Origin of the sequence: Actinomadura atramentaria DSM 43919 (genome assembly GCF_000381885.1) — a bacterium.
GTDB classification, from domain to species: Bacteria; Actinomycetota; Actinomycetes; order Streptosporangiales; family Streptosporangiaceae; genus Spirillospora; species Spirillospora atramentaria.
This window is the reverse complement of the sequence record NZ_KB907222.1, coordinates 40,905-62,098: the sequence shown is the minus strand read 5'-3', so window position 1 is coordinate 62,098 and position 21,194 is coordinate 40,905. Positions and strand designations below refer to the sequence as shown.

Sequence of the window (21,194 nt, the reverse complement as noted above, 5' to 3'; positions counted from 1 at the left end):
GGCGATGCATCCGCTGATGCTGCTGGCGCTCGCGGCGGCGTGGGTCGCGGCGATGGTGGTCGGGTTCGCGGTGGTGTTCCCGGTGCTGTTCGCCGTCACGCTGGTCGTGGCGGGGTTCGGCGCGGCGGGGCTGTCCTACGCGCAGGCGGTGCGGGCGCTGACGCCGTCGTCGCGGGAGGGGCCGTCGCCGGTGCCGGAGCCGGCGGTCGCCTACCGGCACTACCTGCTCGGGCAGATCTGGCGGGACTGGTGGGCCATCGCGCGGGCGGTGGGGCCGCGCGTGTGGACGCTGGCGCGCGAGGTCCTGGTCCGGCTGACCGGGGTGCTGCTGCTCGGCGGGCCGTGGGGGTTCTTCCTGTTCCCGGTGTGGCTGGGGCTGTGCGCGGGGATCGTGGTCGCGGCGGTGCCCGCCGCGCTGCTCGCGCTGGCGCTGACCGTCCTGTACGGGGCGGTCGCGGCCGCGGGCCTGGCGGGGTGGCTGGTCTGCGCGGGCGTGCTGTGGGCGGTGGAGCGCGTCTTCACCGTCTACGGGCGGATTCTCCAGACGTGCCCGCACCCGTTCTGCTACGAGCGGATCGGGCTGCCGGTGTACGCGTGCCCGGGGTGCGGGGCGCGGCACGGGCGGCTGGTGCCCGGCACGGCGGGCGCGTTCCGGCACGTCTGCCGGTGCGGGGCGCGGCTGCCGACGACGGTGCTGCTCGGCCGGTTCCGGCTGGCCGCGTACTGCCCGCACTGCGCGGGGCGGCTGCCGCCGCGCATCGGCCGCGTCCGGGTGGAGCCGCTGCCGTTCGTCGGCGGCCCCGGCGCGGGCAAGACGACGTTCATGGTGCTCGGCATCCGCGCGCTGCACGGCCGGGCGCGGGCGGTGCGGGGCCGCGTCGCGTTCGTCGAGGCGCGGCACGCGGCGGCGTACGCGGGGACGGTCCGCGCGTTCCGCAGCGGCGGCCGCCCCGCCAAGACGGGCCCGGAGCTGCCGCTGGCGACGATGCTGGACGTGGAGCTGCCGGGCCGCGCCCGCCGCATCCTGTACCTGTTCGACCCGGCGGGCGAGCACTTCACGGGCGCGCCGGAGGTGGAGTCGCTGCGCTACCTCGACCACGGCGAGGCGCTGCTGTTCATCGTGGACCCGTTCGCGCTGCCGCACGTCCGCCGGTCCCTGTCGGACGCCGAGCGGGCGCGGGCGGAGGCGGCGGCGGGCCCGTCCGGCGAGGACCCGGCCGACACGCTGCAGCGGGTGCTGAACGAGCTGCGGTCGCGGCCGGACCGGGGGCGGCAGAAGCGCGTCGCGGTCGTCATCACCAAGACCGACCTGCTGCTCGGCACGGAGGTCGGGCGGCGGCTGTACGCCGACCCGGACCTGCGCGAGTGGCTGCGGTCGGTGGGGCTCGGCAACACCGTCCGGACGCTGGACCAGATCGCCGCCGAGGTCCGCTACTTCGGGTCGGGCCTGACGACCGACCCGGCGTACGTCGCGGACCTGCTCGGCTGGGCGGCGGGCCTGTCCCCCGCCGAGCCGTCGGACGCGCCCGCCGCGCTGGACGCCGCCGACGAGATCCCCGGCACCGCGCCGCTGCGCGCGCCGTGGCCGGTGCGGGGCCGGGACGCGGCGCTGGTCCCGGCGGGCTACCAGGTGGGCCGGTGGACGGTCCTGGCGGGCACGTCGGTGCTGACGCTCGCGGCGCTGACGGCGACGGCCGCGGAGATCACGACGCGGCTGCCGTTCTGACGCCGTCTACGGCAGCAGCGGGGCGAGCAGGTCGAGGTAGCGGCCCGCCCAGTCGCGGAACGTCCAGTCCTCCGGCCACCAGCGCAGGCGGTTGCGCTGGAAGAACTCCCACAGCATCGCCCGGTCCACCAGCAGGTGGGTCGCGGCGCGGGCGGAGAAGCCGGGGCGCGGCGGGCGGGCGTCCAGGTAGGCGGCCAGGAACGCGCGGGCGAGGCCGGGGTCCTCGTCGAGGTAGGAGCAGAGCGTGCGGGGCAGGTCGGCCTCGCCGTCGCCGAAGTAGCACTGGGCGAGGTCGAAGACGCCGGACACCCGCCACGTCCCGCCGTCGCGGGCGACGACGGTGTTGCCCTCCTTGTAGTCCTCCACGACCAGCGACGGCGTGAACGGGACGGACGTCGCCGCCTCGTTCTCGGCGAGCAGCCCGGCCGTCCAGGCGCGGTCGGCGGCGGTCGTCGCGGCGGGGGCGTGCCCGGCGGCCTGCGCGAGGCGGGCCAGGACGCGGTCCGCGACCCACCGCGCGTACGGCCCGCCGGGGCCGGGTCCGGCGGGGCGCGGCGCGGGCAGCGCCCACACCGACGCGTCCGGCGGCTCCAGCGGGACGACGGCGTCGGCGGCCGGGTGGTAGCGGCCGGGCGCGGGCGCGGTCACGGCGTGGATCGCGGCGAGCGCGGTGCCGAGCGCGCGGGCGATCCCGGCCCGGTCGTCGGCCGTCAGTCCGGCGCGGACGTCCGGGTCGTCGGGCTGGATTCCGGGCATGCGCGGCATGAGCGCGTAACTCCAGCCGAACAGGTCCGCGCCCGGGTCGATCCGGTACGGCCACGGCGCGGGGACGCCCGCGCGGACGAGCAGCCCCGAGTAGTACCGCTCCGCCGCGAACTGGCCCGGGTAGTGGGGGTTGCCGCGCAGGACGTACTCCCCCGACGCGGCGGTCAGGAAGAGGTTCTGCCCGAAGCTCCCGTGCCGGACGGGCTCGGCGCGGACGAATCCGCCGAGGCCGTGCCGCGCGCAGGCGGCGCGGAGCCGGTCGTCGGGGAGGCAGCCGAGGCGTTCGGAGTAGGGGCCGTGCATGTTCCCGCCTTTCGCAGCAGTTCGTCGGAGCGCGGTCCGCGCGGCCGGCGCGTCCCGTCCGGCTCCGGGGCGCGGCCGAGGCCGTACCAGCTCCGCCGGACGAACCCGGCGAGCAGCACCACGTAGCTTCCCGCCCAGAACACCGACCCGGTGTCGATCGCGTCAAGCGGCCCGGGAATCCGCTGGACGGCGTGCCGGACGAGCGCCGCGACGAGCAGCGCGCACAGCGCGAGGTGCGGCGCGACCTCGCGGAGGTACAGTCCGGCGCGCTGCACCTTGCGCGTCACGCGGTACTCGGGTTTGCGGCGCGGCCCATACCAGGCGGCGCGCACGCTCGCGCCGATGTAGACGAACGTCAGCCCGACCCAGATCTGCTTGGCGCGCCACACCTCGCGCCAGGACGTGCCGTTGCCGAGGGCGTACATGAAGACGCTGAGCAGCGTCACGTACGCGACCGAGTACCCGACGTGCAGCGCGGTCGCCGTCCGGAACATGCGGACGTCCGCGAGCAGGCAGCACGCGGGCGTCAGCATGAGGACGAGCGTCGGCACGCTCGACAGGTAGAACAGGCCGACCTCCAGGAACTGCGCGCGCTGCCGGAGCGTCAGGCCGCGCGCGGTCAGCGGCGACCGCCAGTACAGGATGCGCAGCGTGTCCACAGCCCAGGTGCCGAGTTGCTTGTAGACGTTCGGCAGATCCTCGGGCGCGACCTGGCCGATCGCTCCCTCGATCGGCAGGTACGCGCCGCGCAGGCCGTGCCGGAGCGCGACGTACCCGGAGTACAGGTCCTCCACGAGGTTCCAGGTGGGGAACCCGCCGATGGCCTCCAGGTCGGCCCGCCGCCACACCAGGCCGCTGCCGCACGGGAACGCCGACCCGGTGGCGGCGCGGGACAGCATGATGCCCCGGTAGAAGAAGCGGCGGCGGTTGCCGAACGGGTCGCCGGGGCCGACGACGGCGTCCTTGACCGTCTGGACGAACGCGGTGCCCGGGTGGCGGACCAGGTGCCCGACCGTGCGGCGCAGGAACGCCGGGTCGCCCACGAGGTCGTCGGCGTCGCGGGTCTCGACGAACGCGGCGTCGGGGTGGGTGCGCGCGACGAACGCGAGCATGGCGTTGAGGTTGCCGTCCTTGGCGTCGCCGTTCCGCTCGGGCGTGCGCCGACGCGGCGGCAGCAGGTAGTGCAGCGTCGCGCCGGGGAACGCGGCCCGCAGCTCCGCGACCAGGTCGCGGACGGCGGCGCGCCGCCCGTCGTCGCCGACGACCACGACGAGCCGGTCGTGCGGCCAGTCCTGGCGCAGGACGCTCTCCAGCGTGCGCCGCAGCATGTCCGGCGGCTCGTTGAGCGTCGGGACCAGGACGGCCGTCAGCGGCTCCGCGAACGGGCCCGGCTCGGGAACGGCCGCGGGCAACCGGTGCCAGTTGTTGAAAACGGTGAGGCACAGCAGCGACACCATGAACAGGTTGGCCAGCAGAAACGGCAGGGAAATCCACAGGTCGTCGGCCGCGGCGTCCGTCGCGATCCATCCGACGTATCCCGCCGACGCGACGACGAGCGTTCCCCCGATTCCGCGCCGGACCCGGTCGGACGCCCAGGAGATCTTCACGCGCAAACGGCTCCCGTGTACCATGAGGCCGCCTTTCCGCACGCCGCGAAAGCGGCGGGGAATCGACGTTTTCGCAGGTCACAGGACTGGTGGTGGAGTTGGGGGAACTGCCGCGCCGACCGTTTCGGCGAGCGGTGGTGACCGGCGGCGCCGGTTTCCTCGGGTCCCATCTGTGCGAACGCCTCCTGGACCGGGGGACGGCGGTGCTGTGCCTCGACAGTTTCGTCACCGGGACGCGGGCGAACGTCGAGGGATTCCGCGCGGACCCGCGTTTCCGGCTCCTCGAATGTGACGTCACCGACGCCCTTCCGGTTCACGGGCCGGTGGACCTGGTGCTGCATTTCGCGTCGCCCGCGTCCCCGGCGGACTACCTGCGGCTGCCGATCGAGACGCTGCGCGCGGGGAGCCTCGGCACGATGCACGCGCTGGACCTGGCCCGCGCGCACGGGGCGCGGTTCGTGCTGGCCTCCACGTCCGAGGTGTACGGCGACCCGCTGGAGCACCCGCAGCGCGAGACGTACTGGGGGAACGTCAACCCGGTCGGGCCGCGCGGCGTGTACGACGAGGCGAAGCGGTTCGCCGAGGCGCTGACCACCGCGTACCGGACGCGCCACGGCACGGACACCGCGATCGTCCGCATCTTCAACTCCTACGGCCCACGCATGCGGCCGGGCGACGGCCGCGCGATCCCGACGTTCATCCGGCAGGCGCTGCGCGGCGATCCGCTGACGGTGACCGGTGACGGCCGCCAGACGCGCACCGCGTGCCACGTCGCCGACACGGTCGCGGGCGTGCTGGCGCTCGCGGACTCGCGGTGCGCGGGGCCGGTCAACATCGGCGGGACGCGGGAGACGACGATCCTCGACCTGGCGCTGCGCATCCGGGAGCTGGCGGGCTCCCGGTCGCCGGTCCGGCTGGTCGCCGCCCCGGTGGACGACCCCCGGACGCGGCGACCGGACACCTCGCGGGCGCGCGAGACGCTCGGCTGGACGCCTGAGGTCCCGCTGACGCGCGGCCTGCGGGAGACCATCGCGTGGTTCCGCGACCGGCTGGGCGACGGCACCGTCCCCGAAGGCGCGTCGCCCGTCGGCGCGTGACGCGCCCTACTCGGTGCGCAGGCCCTCGGGCCGCGCGAGCCGCCGCAGCGGCGGCAGCGTCGCCGCCGTGACCAGCAGGACCGTCGCGGCCGCGACCGCGCACGGCCCGGCGACCGCCCGCGCCGAGAACCGCACCGGTTCGGCGACGGCCGCGAGCAGCACCGCCCCGAGCCCGGTCCCGACCGCGACGGCCAGGACGAGCCCGAGCAGCACCGGCACCGCCGTCTGCCACAGCACCGACCGGGCCAGCGCGCCGCGCGGCGTCCCGAACGCCAGCAGCACCGCGAGCGCGCGGCGCTGCTCGGCGAGCCGCTCGACCGCGCCGACGAGCAGGCTGACGCCGATGAGCAGCAGCGTCACGGCCGAGCCGATGAACAGCGCCCGCTCGATCGTCGCGAACTCGCGGGCGCGCTCGTGCTCGGCGAGCACGTCCACCGACGCGAGCGGGTCGAGCGACGCGGCCGCGTTGCGCACGCGCTCGATCGCGTCCGCGTCGCCGGGGGCGGTGCGGACGAAGAGCTGCGCGCCGCCGGTGGCGGTCGGCAGCGCGCCGCGCGTGGCGAAGACGCCGGACCGCTCGCGGCCGATCGGGTCGGGGCGCGGCGTCGCGGTGCGGGCCGTGGCGGGCACGGTCCACGTCCGCCGCTCGCCCGTCAGCTTGACACGCGCGCCCGGCTCGGGGAGGGGAAGGCCGCCGGGGAGCAGGAACACCTGGCCGTCCGAGCACCGGTCGACGCGCGCCAGTTCGCGCAGCGCCGCGCAGTTCCCCACCGCGACGTCGTAGACGGGCGGGTCGCCGGCCGGGCCGCGCCCGGTCGCGCTCGTCACGGTGACGGGCGCGACCGGCCGGACGCCGGGGATCGCCGCGAACCGCGCGGCGGCCGTCTCGGCGGGCGCGTCGAGCTGGACGAACGCGCGGGCGCGGGCGGGGTCCTGGCCGGTCGCGCCGGTGAAGTCGGCCGCGAGCCCGCCGACGAGCGTCTGCAGGGCGATGGCGCCCGCGACGGCGACGGTGACGCCGCCGACCGCGCGCGCCGCGCCGCCGTCGTCGGTCTGGAGCCGCCGCACGGCGAGCGTCCAGGACACCGGTCCGCCGCCGAGCCGCCGCACGGCGGCCTCCACGACCCACGGCAGCAGCATCGCGGTGCCGACGAGCAGCAGCGTCACGCCCGCGCCGACGCGGAGCTGGTGCAGCGGCCCGTCCGGCGTGCCGCCGCCCACCGCGTCCGGAACGATCAGCAGGACCCCGGCGACGGGCGCGGGCAGCCGCCATCCCAGCCGCCGGGGCCGCGCGGACCCGGCGCGGCGGCGCACGCCGAGCGGTTCGACGACGATCCGGCGCAGCGCGGCGAGCGCGGCCAGCACGGCGGCGGCCGGAACCCCGACCGCGACCAGCGCGGCCAGCGCCGGGTCGGGCCGCACGTCGGCGGCGAACAGCGAGACCCCGCGCAGCGTGACGTGCTCGACCAGCGGCCGCCCGGCGGCGAACAGCGCCGCCCCGGCCAGCACGCCGACGCACGCGCCGAGCAGCGCCTCCCCGGCGGCGATCCGCAGCGTCGTCGCGCGGTCCGCGCCGACGAGCCGCAGCGCGGCGAGCCGCCGGTCGCCGCGGTCCGCGCCGAACCGGACGGCGGCGGCGACGAACACGGCGATCGGCACGAGCAGCACGACGACCATCACGACGACGAGCATGAGCAGCCGGGGATCCAGCGGATCGCCGACCATGCTGCCCCCGAACGCCGTCACGCGCGCGACCGGCTTGTCCCCGAGGTGACCGGCGAGCCGGTCGCTGCCGAGGTAGTAGAACAGTTCGTCCGGCCCGGCCAGCCCGCGATCCGCGATCGTCGCGACGACGGGACCGTCCAGGCGCGGCCGCAGCAGCGCCCCGTCCGGCGAGTCCAGCAGGCGGCGCAGCGCGGGCGACGCGACCAGCTCGCCCGGCCCGGGCAGCCGCGCGAGCCCCGGCGGGACGGGCGCGCCCGGCCGCTCCGGCTGCACGACCGCACCGCTGATCTCCCGGCCGCGGAACTGGGTGTCGGCGCGCAGGACGAGCAGCGCGGGCGCGCCCGGCTCGGCCGACGCCGCCCCGAACGACCGCGCGGCCGTCCGCTCGTCACGGGCGGCGAGCAGGTTCGGGACGGACGCGGCGAGCAGCAGCAGCGCGATGCCGAGCCCGACGCCGAGCGCGGTCAGCGCCGGGCGCGTCCAGCCGCGCCGCCCGCCGGTCGCGGCGATCCGCGCGCCGAGCAGCAGGTCGGCGGCCCACCGCTTCGCCTTCACGGGGCGACCCCGGCCCGGTCCGGCGTGGCCCCGTCCCGGACGACGACCTCGCGGTCGGCGTACGCGGCGACGCGCGCCTCGTGGGTGACCAGGACGACGGCCGCGCCGCCGTCGCGCGCGGCGGCGGTGAACAGGTCCATGACCCGCTCGCCGTTGAGGGAGTCCAGCGCGCCCGTCGGCTCGTCGGCGAACACCACGCGCGGCCCGGTGACCAGGGCGCGGGCGACGGCGACGCGCTGCGCCTGCCCGCCGGAGACCTCGCCGGGCCGCTGCCGGGCGGCGCCGCCGACCTCCAGCCGGTCCAGCCAGTCGGCGGCGCGGCGGGCCGCGTCCCGGCGGCCGGCGCCGCCGAGCCGCAGCGGCAGCGCGACGTTCTCGGCGCAGCTCAGCTCGGGGACGAGCTGCCCGAACTGGAACACGAACCCGAACTCGCCGCGCCGCAGGGCGCTGCGCGCGGCGTCGGGCAGCGCGGACAGCTCGCGGCCGTCGTACTCGACGCGTCCCGCGTCGGGCCGCACGATCCCCGCGAGGCAGTGCAGCAGGGTCGACTTGCCGGAGCCGGACGGCCCCATGATCGCGACGATCTCCCCCGCGTCCACGCGCAGGCTCGCGTCCACCAGCGCGGGCGTCGGGCCGAACACCTTGGCCAGGCCCGTCCCGGCGAGCAGCGCGGTCACGACCGGACCTCCGCCGCGAGCCGGTCGAGCCGCGCGGCGGTCAGTTCGAGCCAGCGCAGGTCGGCCTCCAGGTGGAACAGCGCGTGGTCGCAGATGAGCTGGTCGGCGAGGCCGCCGCCGGACTTGCGGCGGGTCAGCTCGCGCATGAGCCGCAGGTGCTCGGCGCGCTGCGCGTCCAGCAGCTCCGCCGCGCCCCGGCCGGTCAGCAGCGCGAGGACGACCTTGGTGTAGAGGGTGTTCTGCAGGTACGGCTCGGGCTTCTCGGGCCGGGCGAGCCAGTCCTCGACGTCGGTGACGCCCGCCGCGGTGACGGCGTAGCGCTTGCGGTCGGGGCCGCCGCCGTGCTCGACGCCGTCGACCTCGACGAGGCCGTTCTTCAGCAGCCGGGACAGCGTCGAGTAGACCTGCCCGTAGTGCAGGGGGCGGTCCTGCCCGAACCGGGCGTCGTAGCTCTGCTTGAGGTCGTAGCCGTGGCGCGGCCCGGTTTCGAGCAGGCCGAGGAGGGTGTGTCCGATCGACATGACCGCGACTATACCTTCGATGTATACATGGTGTGTATACATGATCAGCGATCATGTCGACACGCTCCGGAGAAGAGGTCAGCAGCGGCCGACGCCGACCAGCAGGAACGACGACGCCGGGTCCAGCGGGCTGCGCCGCTCCGGCCGCCACTCCGGCGCGTACACCAGCCCCGGCTCCTCGAGCGTCAGCCCGGCGAACAGTCCGGCGACGCGCTCCCGGCTGCGCAGCGTGATCCGCGCGCTGGCGTTGTCGTAGACGCTGTTGGTCGCCGACACCGCCTCCGGGCGGCTGCCCTCGTTCGTGACGTGGCTGAGCACCAGCGCGCTCCCCGGGCACAGCGGCGCGCGCAGCGCCGCGACGACGCCCTCGGGGTCGCTCTCGTCCGGGACGAAGTGCAGGACGGCCAGCAGCAGCACCGCCACCGGCTCGGCGAAGTCCACGACCGCGCGCAGCCCCGGGTCGGCCAGCAGCGCGGCCGGGTCGCGCACGTCGCCCTCGACGACCGTGACGCCGGGCCGCCCGGCCAGCAGCGCCCGGCCGTGCGTCACCACGACGGGGTCGTTGTCGACGTAGACGACGCGCGCGTCCGGGACGACCTCGCGCGCGACCTCGTGGACGTTCGACGCCGTCGGCAGCCCCGCGCCCACGTCCACGAACTGCCGGACGCCCGCGCGGGCCAGCTCCCGCACCGCGCGGCGCAGGAACTCGCGGTTCTCCCGGACGGTCACGATCGTCTCCGGCGCGGCGGCCAGCAGCCGCTCCGCGGCGCGCCGGTCCGCCTCGAAGTTGTCCTTGCCGCCGAGCAGGTAGTCGTAGATCCGGGCGACGTTCGGGACGGTGACGTCGAACCCCCAGGTGCCGGGACTGGTCACCGCTCCCCCGTCCGCACCGGCAGCTCCACGGGCCGGTGGATGACCGCCGCGCCGACCCACGGCACGGACTCCGCCGGGACGGCCAGCTCCAGGTCGGGGACGGCCCGCGCGAGCGCGCCGAACGCCTCCTGCAGCTCCATCCGCGCGAGGTTCGCGCCGAGGCAGTAGTGCGGGCCGTGCCCGAACGCCAGGTGCGGGGCGTGCGGCCCGTCCCCGGCGAAGCGCGTCACCTCGAACGCGTCCGGGTCGGGGAAGACGGCCGGGTCGAGGTTCCCGGCGGGCAGCATGAGGAACACGGCCTCGCCCGCCTCGACGACGCCGGAGCTGATCTCCACGCGCTCGGTCATCCGGCGCAGCACGCCGTAGCCGCCCGGCCCCTCGTGCCGCAGGACCTCCTCGACGGCGGCGGGCACGAGCGCGGGGTCGGCGGCCAGCGCCGCCCACCGGCCCGGCTCGGCGAGCAGCCGGAACAGTCCGCGCACGAGCTGCGACGCGGTCGTCTCGTGCCCGGCGAGGATCAGGCCGAACACCAGCCGGACCAGCTCGTCCTCGCTGAGCCGGTCGTCGCCGTCGCGGGCCTGGACGAGCACGTCGATCAGGTCCGCGCCGGGCCGCGCGCGGTGCTCGGCGACGAGCCCGGCCGCGTACGCGGCGAAGTCCAGCGCGGCCGCGACCCGGTCGTCGGCGGAGGCGTCGGCGGTGGACAGGAACTGCTCGGTCCAGTGCCGGAACCGGTCCTGGTCGGTGACCGGGACGCCCATCAGCTCGCAGATGATCAGGCTCGGCAGCGGGAACGCGAACGCCTCGGCGAAGTCGCGGACGTCCCCGCCGCGCAGCCCGGCCGCCAGCTCCGCGGCGATCTCGGCGGCGCGCGGCCGCCAGCCCTCGATCTGCCGGGGCGTGAACGTGCCGGACAGGATGCGGCGCAGCCGGGTGTGCTCGGGCGCGTCCATGTTGAGCAGCGAGTCGGGGTCGTCGTCGAGGCCGAGGCCCTTGACCAGGCGCGGCGCGCCCGCGTAGCGCAGGTTCCGGCTCGCCGCCGGGTGCGCGAGCAGCGCGCGGATGTCCTCGTGCCGGACGACGGCGCGGACCCGGTCGCCGCTCGGCAGCGTGACGGCCGCCAGCGGCGCGGCGGCGTGCCGGTCGGCGAACGCCGGGGACGGCGGACCGAGCGGTCCGGGCGGCAGCTCCGGCCAGGCCCAGGCGAGCCGCCCGGCCGGGTCGTGCGCGGTGTCGCGGGCCATCGCGGCATCCCTCCGGCGTCGTGGTCGGTGCGACCCTACAACGGATCTTCGACCCGAAAGGGGCGTTCGCCGGGATCGTTCCCACGCGCCGCACACAGTGGCGCAGATCACTTCCTGACGCGGCAGATAACGGATGGTCACCCGGTTACACCATCCGGAACCGGAAGCGTTCCCGCCCGTGCCCCGACGAGAGGTCCGAACCCACGATGCCCACCGCGACCGATCTGCTGACGCTCGACGCCGCCGCGCAGGACCTGCTGTTCCGCGAGGCCCGCACCGCCAACGCGTTCACCGACGAGCCCGTCACCGACGAGCAGCTCCACGCGATCTACGACCTGGTGAAGTGGGGCCCGTCGGCGATGAACTCCCAGCCGCTGCGGATCATCGCGGTGCGGTCGCGCGAGGCCCGCGAACGGCTCGTCGAGCACATGAACGGCAACAACAAGGCCAAGACGCTCACCGCACCGCTGACGCTCGTCGTCACCGCCGACGCCGACTTCCACGAGCACCTGCCCGTCACGTTCCCGCACGCCGAGGGCGCGCGCGAGTCGATGGCGGGGAACCCGGGGCGGCCGCGGATGGCGCACTTCAACGCCTCGATCCAGCTCGGGTACCTGATCCTCGGCATCCGCGCGGCGGGACTCGCCGCCGGGCCGATGGCGGGCTACGACGCCGAGGGCGTCAAGCGGGAGTTCCTGACCGGCGCCGAGGAGGTCGTGGCGGTCGTCAACGTCGGCAGGCCCGGCCCGGACGCCTGGTTCCAGCGGCTGCCGCGCCTGGAGTACGACCAGGTCGTCCGCACCGTCTGACCTTCCCCTCCCCCCACCCCGACGCCGGGCGCCGCCGCGCCCGGCGCGCGCCGCCGTGACGGAGCGCCCCATGCCGAAGGCCGAACCCTCCGCCGACCCGTCCGCCGCCGAACGTCCCGCCCCCGCACCGGTCGCCGCCACGGGCACGCGCCGGATCGCGCTCGTCGTGGTCCTCGGCGCGCTCACCGCGACCGCGCCGCTGTCGATCGACATGTACCTCCCGGCGCTGCCGGAGCTCACCGACGACCTCGGGACGGTCGCGGCGCGGGCGCAGCTCACGCTGACGGCCTGCGTCGTCGGCCTCGCACTCGGGCAGGTCGTCGCCGGGCCGCTCAGCGACCGGCTGGGCCGCCGCCGCCCGCTCGTCGCCGGGCTCGCCGCCTACGCGGCCGCGTCGCTGCTGTGCGCGGTCGCGCCGACCGTCGGGACGCTCACCGCCGCCCGGTTCGCACAGGGCGCGGCGGGCGCGGCCGGGATCGTCATCGCCCGCGCCGTCGTCCGCGACCTGTACGACGGGACGGCCGCCGCGAAGTTCTTCGCGACGCTGATGCTCGTCAACGGCCTCGCGCCCATCCTCGCGCCCGTCGTCGGCGGCCAGTTGCTGCGCGTCATGCCGTGGCCGGGCGTGTTCGCGGTCCTCGCCGGGATCGGGCTGGCGCTGCTGGTCGCGTCGCTGGCCGGGCTGCCCGAGACGCTGCCGCCCGAGCGGCGCGCGACCGGCGGCGTCGCCGCGACCTTGCGGACGTTCCGGGGCCTGCTCGCCGACCGCGCCTTCGTCGGGTACGCGCTGACGCTCGGGTTCGCGTTCGCGGCGCTGTTCACCTACATCTCCGGCAGCCCGTTCGTGCTCCAGGACATCTACGGGCTGTCGCCGCAGCAGTTCAGCGTCGCGTTCGGCGTGAACTCGGTCGGGATCGTCGCGGCCGGGCAGGTCGGCGGGCGGCTCGTCGGCCGCGTCGCGCTCGGGCGACTGCTCGGCGCGGGGCTGGCGCTCGTCGCGGCGGGCGGCGCGGGGCTGCTCACCGTCGTCCTGGCCGGGGCGGGGACGGCCGGGGTGCTGCCCGCGCTGTTCCTCGTCGCCGCCGGGCAGGGGCTCGTCCTCCCGAACGCGACCGCGCTCGCGCTGGCGGACCGGCCCGCGGGGAGCGCGGGCAGCGCGTCGGCGCTGCTCGGGCTCGCGCAGTTCGCGTTCGGCGGGGCCGCCGCGCCGCTCGCCGGGATCGGCGGGGAGGGCACGGCCGTCCCGATGGCCGCGACGATCGCGGCGCTCGCGGCGGCGGCCGCGCTGTCCGCGCTCGGCGCGTCCCGGGCCGCGCGGCCAGGCGCGCGCGGTTAGGCCGGGCGCGGCTCCAGCGCGTCCAGGACGAACCCCGTCACCTCGGCGGCCAGCTCGGCGGCGCTCTTCGGGCCGTCCGCGCGGTACCAGGCCGTCATCTGGTTCACCATGCCGAGCGCGACGATCGTGACGGTCTCGGCGGGCGTCCGCGCCGAGAACTCCCCCGACCGCTGCCCCGACTCGACCAGCTCCCGGAACGCCACGTGGTAGCGGCGGCGGTCCGCGCGGACGGCGTGCATCCGCGCGTCGCCCAGCCGGTGCCGCTCGCGGGTGAACACCTTCGCCTCGTCGATGTGGGCGGCCGTGCTGAGGATCAGCCCGGTCAGCACCGCGCGGACGGTCTCGCGCGGCGGCCGCCCCGCCGCGATCTCGCGGTCGAGGTCCGCGAGCTGGCGGGTGATCAGCGCGTGGTAGATCTCGTAGAGCAGCGCGTCCTTGGAGTCGAAGTAGTGGTACAGCGCGCCCTTGGTGACGTCGGCCGCCTCGACGACCTGCTGCACCGACGCGCCGTCGAAGCCGCGCTCGGCGAACAGCCGGACCGCCGCGTCCACGATCCGGCGCTTGACCTGACTCGTCCCCCGCGCCACAGTCGTCCTCCTCACCGCCGCGCGGTCCGCGCGGCGCGGTTCCAGCCTGCCAGATACCGACCAGTCGGTATGACGGCTGCGAGGGGAGGCGTCATGGCCGCCGTGGAGACGGTGCGCGGGCCCGTGGACGTGGACCGGCTCGGCCGCGTCTACATGCACGAGCACGTGTTCGTGCTGAGCACCGAGCACGTGCAGAACTACGGCGCCGGGGCGTGGTGGGACGAGGACGAGCGCGTCGCCGACGCCGTCGAGCGCCTCCGCGCCCTCGCCGCGAGCGGCGTCACCACCATCGCGGACCCGACCGTGTGGGGCCTCGGCCGCTACATCCCGCGTGTCCGGCGGATCGCCGAGCAGGTCCCCGAGCTGAACATCATCGCCGCGACCGGCCTCTACACCTACGCCGACCTGCCGTTCCAGTACCGGTTCCTCGGCCCCGGCACCCCCTTCGGCGGCGACGACCCGATGGTCGCGGACTTCACCCGCGACCTCACCGAGGGCATCGCCGGGACGGGCGTGAAGGCCGCGTTCCTCAAGTGCGCCGTGGACGCGCCCGGCCTGACGCCCGGCGTCGAGCGCGTCCTGCGGGCGGTCGCGGCCGCCCATCGGGAGACGGGCGCGCCGATCACCGTCCACACCGACAGCGCGGGCGAGCGGCGCGGCCGGGACGCGGTCCGCGTCCTGCGCGAGGAAGGGGCCGACCTCACCAAGGTCGTCATCGGCCACGCGGGCGACAGCAACGACCTCGACTACCTCATGGAACTGGCCGACACCGGCGCGATCCTCGGCATGGACCGCTTCGGCCTGGACGTCTACAACCAGACCGCCGACCGCGTCCGGACCGTCGCGGCGCTGTGCGAGCGCGGCTACGCCGACCGGATGGTGCTGAGCCACGACGCGAGCTGCTTCATCGACTGGTTCGGCCCCGATCCGGAGGCGATGCGGCCGTTCGCGCCGAACTGGCACTACGGCCACATCGGCGCGGACGTCCTGCCCGCGCTGACCGCGCTCGGGGTGTCGGCGGCGCAGCTCGACCAGATGCTGACGGTCGTCCCGGCACGCTACTTCGGGGCAGACTGAACCGTTCGTACGGTCCACCCGTTTTCCTCCGGGTATACCGAAGATCGCCCCGACCGTGGATCATGCTGGTTACGGACCGGTTCGGTCCGGGCCGTGCGCCGGGGTGGGGCGGAGCGGTCGGCCGGATCGGGCGAAGGAGACATGCGGGTGAACGAGGTCCCCGGACGCGAGGGGTCGGGGTCGGGGGCGGTGACGCTGCTCGTCCTGCTCGTCCTCATCGGGGCGGCGGCGGTGGTGCTCGGACGGCCGCTGCTGCGGCAGTACGCGTCCGGCGGCGAGCTGGCCGCGCCGGTCCCCGCGCCGACGAGCACCCGGGCCGGGGAGCGGCCGAGCGGGCGGCGGCCGGGCGTGGTGAACATCGACGCCGAGCAGGGGCTGAGCAGCCTGCGCTCGTCGGGGACGGGCATCCTGATGTCGTCCTCGGGGCTCGTCCTCACCAACAACCACGTCATCGCGGGCGCGACGGCGATCACCGCGACCGACACCGACAACCGGCGCGCCTACACCGCCAAGGTCCTCGGCTACGACCCGCAGAACGACCTGGCGGTCATCAAGATGGCGGGCGCGGCCGACCTGGAGCCCGCCCGGTTCGGCGACTCGTCCGACGTGCGGATGGGCGACCCGGTCACGGCGGTCGGCAACGCGGGCGGCAAGGGCGGGACGCCCGCCGTCGTGACCGGCACCGTCACCGCGCTGGAGCAGACCATCACCGCGCGGAACCAGGCGGACGGCGGCTCGGAGCGGCTGACCGGCCTGATCGAGACGGACGCGGCGATCAAGCCGGGCGACTCGGGCGGCCCGCTGCTGGACACCGACGGCAAGGTGATCGGGATCAACACCGCCGCGTCCTCCACCCCCGACGACGACGGCCACGCGAAGCGCAAAGCCTCGCCGTCCCCCGGCACCGGCAGCGCGTCCGCGCGCCCGGAGCACCGCGGCTACGCGATCCCGGCGGCGCGGGCGCTGGAGATCGCCCGGCACATCCAGCGCGGCGAGGCGGTCGGCACGATCCACATCGGCGCGACGGCGCTGCTCGGCGTGCAGGTGCGCGGGAACGGGACGGCGTTCGGCGCGCTGGTGGACGGCGTCGTCCCGGACACGCCCGCGGCGGGGTCGGGCATCAAGGAGGGCTGCGTCGTCGTCGCGCTGGCGGGCGAGCCGGTGGACACGCCGGTGCGCCTCACCCAGCTCATGCTGACCCACCATCCGGGCGACGTGGTGCGGCTGGAGTGGACGACGAAGGACGGGCGGCGGCACGCCAGGGACGTCCGCCTGATGGAGGGCCCGCCGCAGTGACGCGCGGCGCGCGGTTGCTGGACCGCGCGGCCGGGGAACGCTATCTGTGGTGCGCCGACGAGCAATCCCCCGGCGGCGGGCGGCCCGCGCCCGCGAAAGGAGCCCCGATCTTGGCGATCACGACGGCGCCGTGCCCGGCGAACTGCAAGGACGGCTTCAACCTCAACACCCGGATGACCTGCAAGACGTGCAAGGGGACCGGCAAGATCACGGTGAACGTGCCGGACGACGACTGACCGCGCACCCACTCCAGCCCGGTTTGCCCCGATATGCGAGAGTTGCCACGGAACGCGTGGATCGAGAACGAGGAATGCGATGAGTCGGGAAGCCCCCCGGGACGACCCCGGCGACGCCGGCCTGCGGGTCGGCGCGCCGAAGGAGTGGGCGGCCGGGCTGCCCGGCGTCACCGCCGCCCTGCGGCAGGCGTACGACCAGATGGGCGTGCGCCGCACCGCCCTGACGCTGCTGCGCGTCAACCAGAAGCGCGGGTTCGACTGCCCCGGCTGCGCGTGGCCCGAGGGCGGCAGGCGGCATCTCGCGGAGTTCTGCGAGAACGGCGCGAAGGCCGTCGCCGAGGAGGCCACGACCCGCCGCGTCACCCGCGCGTTCTTCGCCGAGCACGACGTGGACGACCTCGCCGTCCGCTCCGACCACTGGCTCGGGCAGCAGGGGCGGCTCACCGAACCGATGGTCCTGCGGCCCGGGTCGCGGCACTACGAGCCGATCTCCTGGGACGAGGCGTTCCGCGTCGCGGCCGACCACCTCACCGCGCTCGACTCCCCCGACGAGGCCGTGTTCTACACGTCCGGGCGGACGAGCAACGAGGCGGCGTTCGCCTACCAGCTCCTGGTCCGCGCGTTCGGCACCAACAACCTGCCCGACTGCTCGAACATGTGCCACGAGTCGTCGGGGTCGGCGCTCGTCGAGACGCTGGGCGTCGGCAAGGGATCGGTGCTGCTGGAAGACCTGCACCAGGCGGACCTGATCTTCGTCGTCGGGCAGAACCCCGGCACCAACCACCCCCGGATGCTGTCGGCGCTGGAGGAGGCCAAGGCGAACGGGGCGCGGATCGTCGCGGTGAACCCGCTGCCCGAAGCCGGACTCCTGCGGTTCAAGAACCCGCAGAAGCCCAAGGGCGTCGTCGGGCAGGGCACCGGTCTGGCGGACCGGTTCCTCCAGATCCGGCTCAACGGCGACCTCGCACTGTTCCAGGCGCTCAACCGGCTGCTGCTGGAGTCGGACGAGCCCGGCGCGGTCGACCGCGACTTCATCGCGGAGCACACCCACGGGTTCGCCGGCTTCGAGCGGCACGTCCGCGACCTGGACTGGGCGGACGTCCTCGCCGCGACCGGCCTGACCCGCGCCGAGATCGACGCGACCCTCGCCGACGTCCTGGCCGCCGACCGCATCGTCGTGTGCTGGGCGATGGGCCTCACGCAGCACCGCAACTCCGTCCCGACGATCCGCGAGGTCGTCAACTTCCTGCTGCTGCGCGGCAACGTCGGCCGCCCCGGCGCGGGCGTGTGCCCGGTGCGCGGCCACTCCAACGTCCAGGGCGACCGGACGATGGGCATCTACGAGAAGCCCGCCGCCGCGTTCCTCGACGCGCTCGCCGCCGAGTTCGGGTTCGAGCCGCCGCGCGCGCACGGGCACGACACCGTCGAGGCGATCCGCGCGATGCGGGACGGGCGGGCGCGGGTGTTCGTCGCGATGGGCGGCAACTTCGTCCGCGCGACGCCCGACTCGGACGTCACCGAGGCCGCGCTGCGCTCGTGCGCGCTGACCGTCCAGGTGTCCACCAAGCTCAACCGGTCGCACGCGGTGACGGGCGGAACGGCGCTGATCCTGCCCGCGCTCGGCCGCACCGAGCGCGACCGGGGCCCGGCCGGGGACCGGTTCGTCACCGTCGAGGACTCGATGGGCATGGTCCACGCCTCGGTCGGCCGCCTCGCGCCCGCCGGGCCGGACCTGCGGTCGGAGGTCGCGATCGTCTGCGGCCTCGCCCGCGCGGTCCTCGGCTCCGGGCCGGGGAGGATCGACTGGGCGGCGATGGAGGACGACTACGACGTCATACGCGACCACGTGTCCCGCGTCGTCCCCGGCTTCGCCGACTTCAACGCGCGCGTCCGCGAGCCCGGCGGGTTCACGCTGCCGCACGCGCCGCGCGACGAGCGACGGTTCCCCACCGCCACCGGCAAGGCGAACCTGACGGTCAACCCGCTGGAGGTCGTCCGCGTCCCGGAGGGGCGGCTGCTGCTCCAGACGCTGCGCAGCCACGACCAGTACAACACCACGATCTACGGGCTGGACGATCGGTACCGGGGCGTCAAAGCGGGCCGCCGCGTCGTGTTCGTCAACCCCGCCGACCTGGACGAACTCGGCGTCGCGGACGGTTCCCTGGTCGACCTCGTGTCGGAGTGGACGGACGGGACCGAGCGCCGCGCGCCCGCCTTCCGCGCCGTCGCCTACCCGACCGCGCGCGGCTGCGCGGCCGCGTACTTCCCCGAGACCAACGTCCTGATCCCGCTGGACAGCACCGCCGACATCAGCAACACGCCGACGTCCAAGTCCGTCGTCGTGCGGCTGGAGGGCGCCCCGGACTCTCGGTGACAGGGAGACGCCGGTCCGTCACGGGGAGTACGATGGTCCGCGACCGGCTCACCCCCGGAGCCCTTCACCCGAGGTGATCGTCACGGTGCTGGCGGAGACGTCGCGGGGCGGGAACCTGCCCGCCGAGATGACCCGTTTCATCGGCCGCCAGCGCGAGCTGGGCGAGGCGCGGCAGATGCTCGCGCGCTCGCGGCTCGTCACGCTGACCGGCGTCGGCGGGGTCGGCAAGACGCGGCTGGCCGTCCGGGTCGCGGCCGACCTGCGGCGCTCCTTCCCCGACGGCGCGTGGCTGGTGGAGCTGTCGGCGCTGCGCGAGCCCGCGCTGCTGGCCCGGACCGTCGCCGAGGCGCTGCGGCTGCCCGGCCAGGCCAGCGGCGACCCGTCCGACCGGCTCGCCGACCACCTGTCCGACAAGCACCTGCTGCTCGTCCTGGACACCTGCGAGCACCTGGTGGACCGGTGCGCGATGCTCACCGAGGTGCTGCTGCGGGCCGCGCCCCGGCTGCGCGTCCTGGCCACCAGCCGCGAGCCGCTGGACGTGATGGGCGAGCACACCCTCGTCATCCCGCCGCTGCCGGTCGCCCCGGCGGAGTCGGGCACGGCGGGCGCGTCCGGCGACGACGCGGTGTCGCTGTTCGCCGACCGCGCCGAGGCGATGGTGCCCGGCTTCACCCTCACCCACGACAACCAGGCGACGGTCGCCCGGCTGTGCCGCCGCCTGGACGGCATCCCGCTGGCGATCGAGCTGGCGGCGGTGCGGCTGCGCAGCATGTCGGTGGACCAGCTCGTCGACCGCATCGACGACCGGTTCCGGCTGCTCGGCACCCCGCGCGCCGCCGGGGGGCGGCACCGCACGCTGCGCGCCGCCATCGCCTGGAGCCACGACCTCTGCACCCCCCAGGAGCGGCTGCTGTGGGCGCGGCTGTCGGCGTTCCCCGGCGACTTCGACCTCGCGGCGGCCGAGCGCGTCGGCGCGGGCGGGGAGCTGCCCGCCGACGCGCTGCTGGACGTCCTGGCCCGGCTCGTGGAGAAGTCGATCGTGCTGTGCGAGCGCGACGGCCGCCGCTACCGGATGCTCGACACGATCCGCGAGTACGGCTCCGAGCGGCTGGACGAGCTGGGCGAGCGCACCGAGGTGCTGCGCCGCCACCGCGACCACTTCCTCGCGCTGGCCGAGACCGCGAACCGCGAGGCGGTCGGGCCCGGCCAGCTCCCCGCGCTGCTGCGGCTGCGGGAGGAGAACGACAACCTGCGGGTCGCGCTGGAGTACTCGGTGAACGCCCCGGGCGACGAGGAGACCGCGCTGCACCTGGCGGGCGTCCTGCAGCACTACTGGATGTGCCTCGGGCAGTTCACCGAGGCGCTGCGCTGGCAGGAGCGCGTCCTGAACGCCACGATGGGCCTGCCGCCCGCGCACCCGGAGCGGGCGTGGGTGGCGTTCGGGGCGGGGCTGGTCGCCGTCCAGCGCGGCGAGGGCCCGCTGGCCCGCGCGCTGTTCGCGCAGGCCACCGCCGCCGACGACCCGGCGCTGCGCGCCCACACGCTGCACGGGCAGGGCCTGGTCGCGCTGTTCGAGGGCGATCTGGAGGGCGCCCGGACGCGCATCCAGAAGGCGCGCGCCGAGTTCGCGCGGCTCGACCACCGCGACCCGGCGGCGCTGCTCGCCGGGCCGCACCTGTCGTCGGTGCTGGCGCTGGAGAGCGACTGGGAGGGCGCGCTCGCCGTCGCCGAGGAGAGCGTCGAGGCGGGCGAGGAGAGCGGCGAGCTGTGGAACCACTCGTTCGCGCTCTACGCGCGGGCGGCGGCGCGCTGGTGGACCGACCGCCGCGACGAGGCCGTGGACGACCTGATGCACTGCCTGCGCATCAAGGAGGACCTGGGCGACCAGCTCGGCATCACCCTCGTCCTGGACCTGCTCACCCCGGCGGCGGTCGTGCAGGGCCGGGTCGAGGAGGCGGTGATGCTGCTCGGCGCGACCGAGCGGATGTGGCGGGAGCTGGGCGCGCAGTTCCAGTACGGGCCGCACTACATGGAGCGGCGCGCGCTGTCGGAGCGGGCGGCGCGCAAGCGGCTCACCGCCGAGCGGTTCCAGGCGGCCAAGCGGCGCGGCACCGAGCTGACCAACGCCGAGGCCATCGCGCTGGCGCGCGGCGAGCCGGTCGCCGCGCCGGGCCCGGCCCCGGCGCGCGAGACGCTGACGACGCGGGAGCGGGAGGTCGCGGCGCTGATCGGCGAGGGGCTGACCAACCGGGAGATCGCGGACCGGCTCGTGCTGGCCAAGCGCACGGTGGACTCGCACGTCGAGCACATCCTGACCAAGCTCGGATTCACGGCGCGGTCGGAGATCGCGGCGTGGACGCCGCCGGCGGACTGAGCGGCGGGCCGT

17 protein-coding genes are annotated in these 21,194 nt (G+C 75.7%); 9 read left to right on the top strand and 8 right to left on the bottom strand.

The features are described 5' to 3' along the window. Positions 1–4 precede the first annotated feature (4 nt). The gene (locus tag G339_RS0127520) at positions 5–1,726 is read left to right on the top strand and encodes a TRAFAC clade GTPase domain-containing protein (protein WP_019634285.1); all 1,722 of its coding nucleotides are present in this window, start codon (positions 5–7) and stop codon (positions 1,724–1,726) included. Between the two features lie 6 nt (positions 1,727–1,732). Here the strand turns inward: G339_RS0127520 and G339_RS40655 are convergent, their stop codons facing one another. Together G339_RS40655 and G339_RS0127510 are read right to left on the bottom strand one after the other, a co-directional pair. Then, positions 1,733–2,659: a phosphotransferase family protein gene (locus G339_RS40655; protein ID WP_338028951.1), complete on the bottom strand. Its 927-nt coding sequence runs from the start codon at positions 2,657–2,659 to the stop codon at positions 1,733–1,735. Further along, a complete protein-coding gene (locus G339_RS0127510; RefSeq protein ID WP_026341829.1) occupies positions 2,656–4,401 on the bottom strand; it encodes a glycosyltransferase in 1,746 nt (581 codons plus the stop codon). Before G339_RS0127510 ends, G339_RS40655 begins: the two co-directional genes overlap by 4 nt. Positions 4,402–4,535: 134 nt before the next feature. Between G339_RS0127510 and G339_RS0127505 the strand changes: the two genes are divergently transcribed. Continuing rightward, positions 4,536–5,498 carry an NAD-dependent epimerase/dehydratase family protein gene (locus tag G339_RS0127505; RefSeq protein WP_019634283.1) on the top strand — a complete coding sequence of 321 codons (963 nt, stop codon included), beginning with the start codon at positions 4,536–4,538 and terminating at the stop codon, positions 5,496–5,498. A gap of 6 nt (positions 5,499–5,504) precedes the next feature. On the opposite strand, the gene G339_RS0127500 is transcribed toward G339_RS0127505, so the two are convergent. The 5 genes from G339_RS0127500 to G339_RS0127480 form a co-directional block, all read right to left on the bottom strand. Next, on the bottom strand, positions 5,505–7,778 hold the full coding sequence (locus G339_RS0127500; protein WP_019634282.1) for an FtsX-like permease family protein: 2,274 nt from the start codon (positions 7,776–7,778) through the stop codon (positions 5,505–5,507). Further along, positions 7,775–8,455: an ABC transporter ATP-binding protein gene (locus tag G339_RS40085; protein ID WP_019634281.1), complete on the bottom strand. Its 681-nt coding sequence runs from the start codon at positions 8,453–8,455 to the stop codon at positions 7,775–7,777. Before G339_RS40085 ends, G339_RS0127500 begins: the two co-directional genes overlap by 4 nt. Next, positions 8,452–8,976: a PadR family transcriptional regulator gene (locus tag G339_RS40080; protein WP_019634280.1), complete on the bottom strand. Its 525-nt coding sequence runs from the start codon at positions 8,974–8,976 to the stop codon at positions 8,452–8,454. The genes G339_RS40085 and G339_RS40080 overlap by 4 nt, the downstream gene beginning before the upstream one ends. Before the next feature lie 78 nt (positions 8,977–9,054). Continuing rightward, a complete protein-coding gene (locus tag G339_RS0127485) occupies positions 9,055–9,849 on the bottom strand; it encodes an SAM-dependent methyltransferase (RefSeq protein ID WP_019634279.1) in 795 nt (264 codons plus the stop codon). Continuing rightward, positions 9,846–11,093: a cytochrome P450 gene (locus G339_RS0127480; RefSeq protein ID WP_019634278.1), complete on the bottom strand. Its 1,248-nt coding sequence runs from the start codon at positions 11,091–11,093 to the stop codon at positions 9,846–9,848. The genes G339_RS0127485 and G339_RS0127480 overlap by 4 nt, the downstream gene beginning before the upstream one ends. Before the next feature lie 206 nt (positions 11,094–11,299). On the opposite strand from G339_RS0127480, the gene G339_RS0127475 reads away from it, so the two are divergent. Both G339_RS0127475 and G339_RS0127470 read left to right on the top strand, forming a co-directional pair. Then, the gene (locus G339_RS0127475) at positions 11,300–11,902 is read left to right on the top strand and encodes a malonic semialdehyde reductase (RefSeq protein ID WP_019634277.1); all 603 of its coding nucleotides are present in this window, start codon (positions 11,300–11,302) and stop codon (positions 11,900–11,902) included. A gap of 70 nt (positions 11,903–11,972) precedes the next feature. Next, entirely contained in the window at positions 11,973–13,238 is a 1,266-nt protein-coding gene (locus G339_RS0127470) for a multidrug effflux MFS transporter (RefSeq protein WP_019634276.1), read from the top strand. Here G339_RS0127470 and G339_RS0127465 read toward each other — a convergent pair. Next, the gene (locus G339_RS0127465; RefSeq protein ID WP_019634275.1) at positions 13,235–13,825 is read right to left on the bottom strand and encodes a TetR/AcrR family transcriptional regulator; all 591 of its coding nucleotides are present in this window, start codon (positions 13,823–13,825) and stop codon (positions 13,235–13,237) included. The two genes, G339_RS0127470 and G339_RS0127465, sit on opposite strands and share 4 nt — an antisense overlap. 93 nt (positions 13,826–13,918) lie before the next feature. On the opposite strand from G339_RS0127465, the gene G339_RS0127460 reads away from it, so the two are divergent. From G339_RS0127460 to G339_RS0127440, 5 genes are all read left to right on the top strand, one after another. Continuing rightward, positions 13,919–14,902, top strand: a complete 984-nt coding sequence (locus tag G339_RS0127460) for a phosphotriesterase family protein (RefSeq protein WP_019634274.1) — start codon at positions 13,919–13,921, stop codon at positions 14,900–14,902. A gap of 141 nt (positions 14,903–15,043) precedes the next feature. Next, positions 15,044–16,198 carry a S1C family serine protease gene (locus G339_RS0127455; RefSeq protein ID WP_019634273.1) on the top strand — a complete coding sequence of 385 codons (1,155 nt, stop codon included), beginning with the start codon at positions 15,044–15,046 and terminating at the stop codon, positions 16,196–16,198. Between the two features lie 110 nt (positions 16,199–16,308). After that, positions 16,309–16,434 carry a hypothetical protein gene (locus G339_RS40930; RefSeq protein WP_276203777.1) on the top strand — a complete coding sequence of 42 codons (126 nt, stop codon included), beginning with the start codon at positions 16,309–16,311 and terminating at the stop codon, positions 16,432–16,434. A 79-nt stretch (positions 16,435–16,513) separates the two neighbouring features. Next, positions 16,514–18,808 carry an FdhF/YdeP family oxidoreductase gene (locus G339_RS0127445; protein ID WP_019634271.1) on the top strand — a complete coding sequence of 765 codons (2,295 nt, stop codon included), beginning with the start codon at positions 16,514–16,516 and terminating at the stop codon, positions 18,806–18,808. A gap of 73 nt (positions 18,809–18,881) precedes the next feature. After that, entirely contained in the window at positions 18,882–21,182 is a 2,301-nt protein-coding gene (locus G339_RS0127440; protein ID WP_019634270.1) for an ATP-binding protein, read from the top strand. The last annotated feature ends 12 nt before the right edge of the window (positions 21,183–21,194 follow it).

Bases quoted from the DNA above. Each gene is read 5' to 3' on its own strand.
- G339_RS0127520 (WP_019634285.1), top strand. From the start codon at position 5: ATGCATCCGCTGATGCTGCTGGCGCTCGCGGCGGCGTGGGTCGCGGCG.
- G339_RS40080 (WP_019634280.1), bottom strand. From the start codon at position 8,976: ATGTCGATCGGACACACCCTCCTCGGCCTGCTCGAAACCGGGCCGCGC.
- G339_RS0127480 (WP_019634278.1), bottom strand. From the start codon at position 11,093: ATGGCCCGCGACACCGCGCACGACCCGGCCGGGCGGCTCGCCTGGGCC.
- G339_RS0127475 (WP_019634277.1), top strand. From the start codon at position 11,300: ATGCCCACCGCGACCGATCTGCTGACGCTCGACGCCGCCGCGCAGGAC.
- G339_RS0127470 (WP_019634276.1), top strand. From the start codon at position 11,973: ATGCCGAAGGCCGAACCCTCCGCCGACCCGTCCGCCGCCGAACGTCCC.
- G339_RS0127460 (WP_019634274.1), top strand. From the start codon at position 13,919: ATGGCCGCCGTGGAGACGGTGCGCGGGCCCGTGGACGTGGACCGGCTC.
- G339_RS0127455 (WP_019634273.1), top strand. From the start codon at position 15,044: ATGCGGGTGAACGAGGTCCCCGGACGCGAGGGGTCGGGGTCGGGGGCG.
- G339_RS0127445 (WP_019634271.1), top strand. From the start codon at position 16,514: ATGAGTCGGGAAGCCCCCCGGGACGACCCCGGCGACGCCGGCCTGCGG.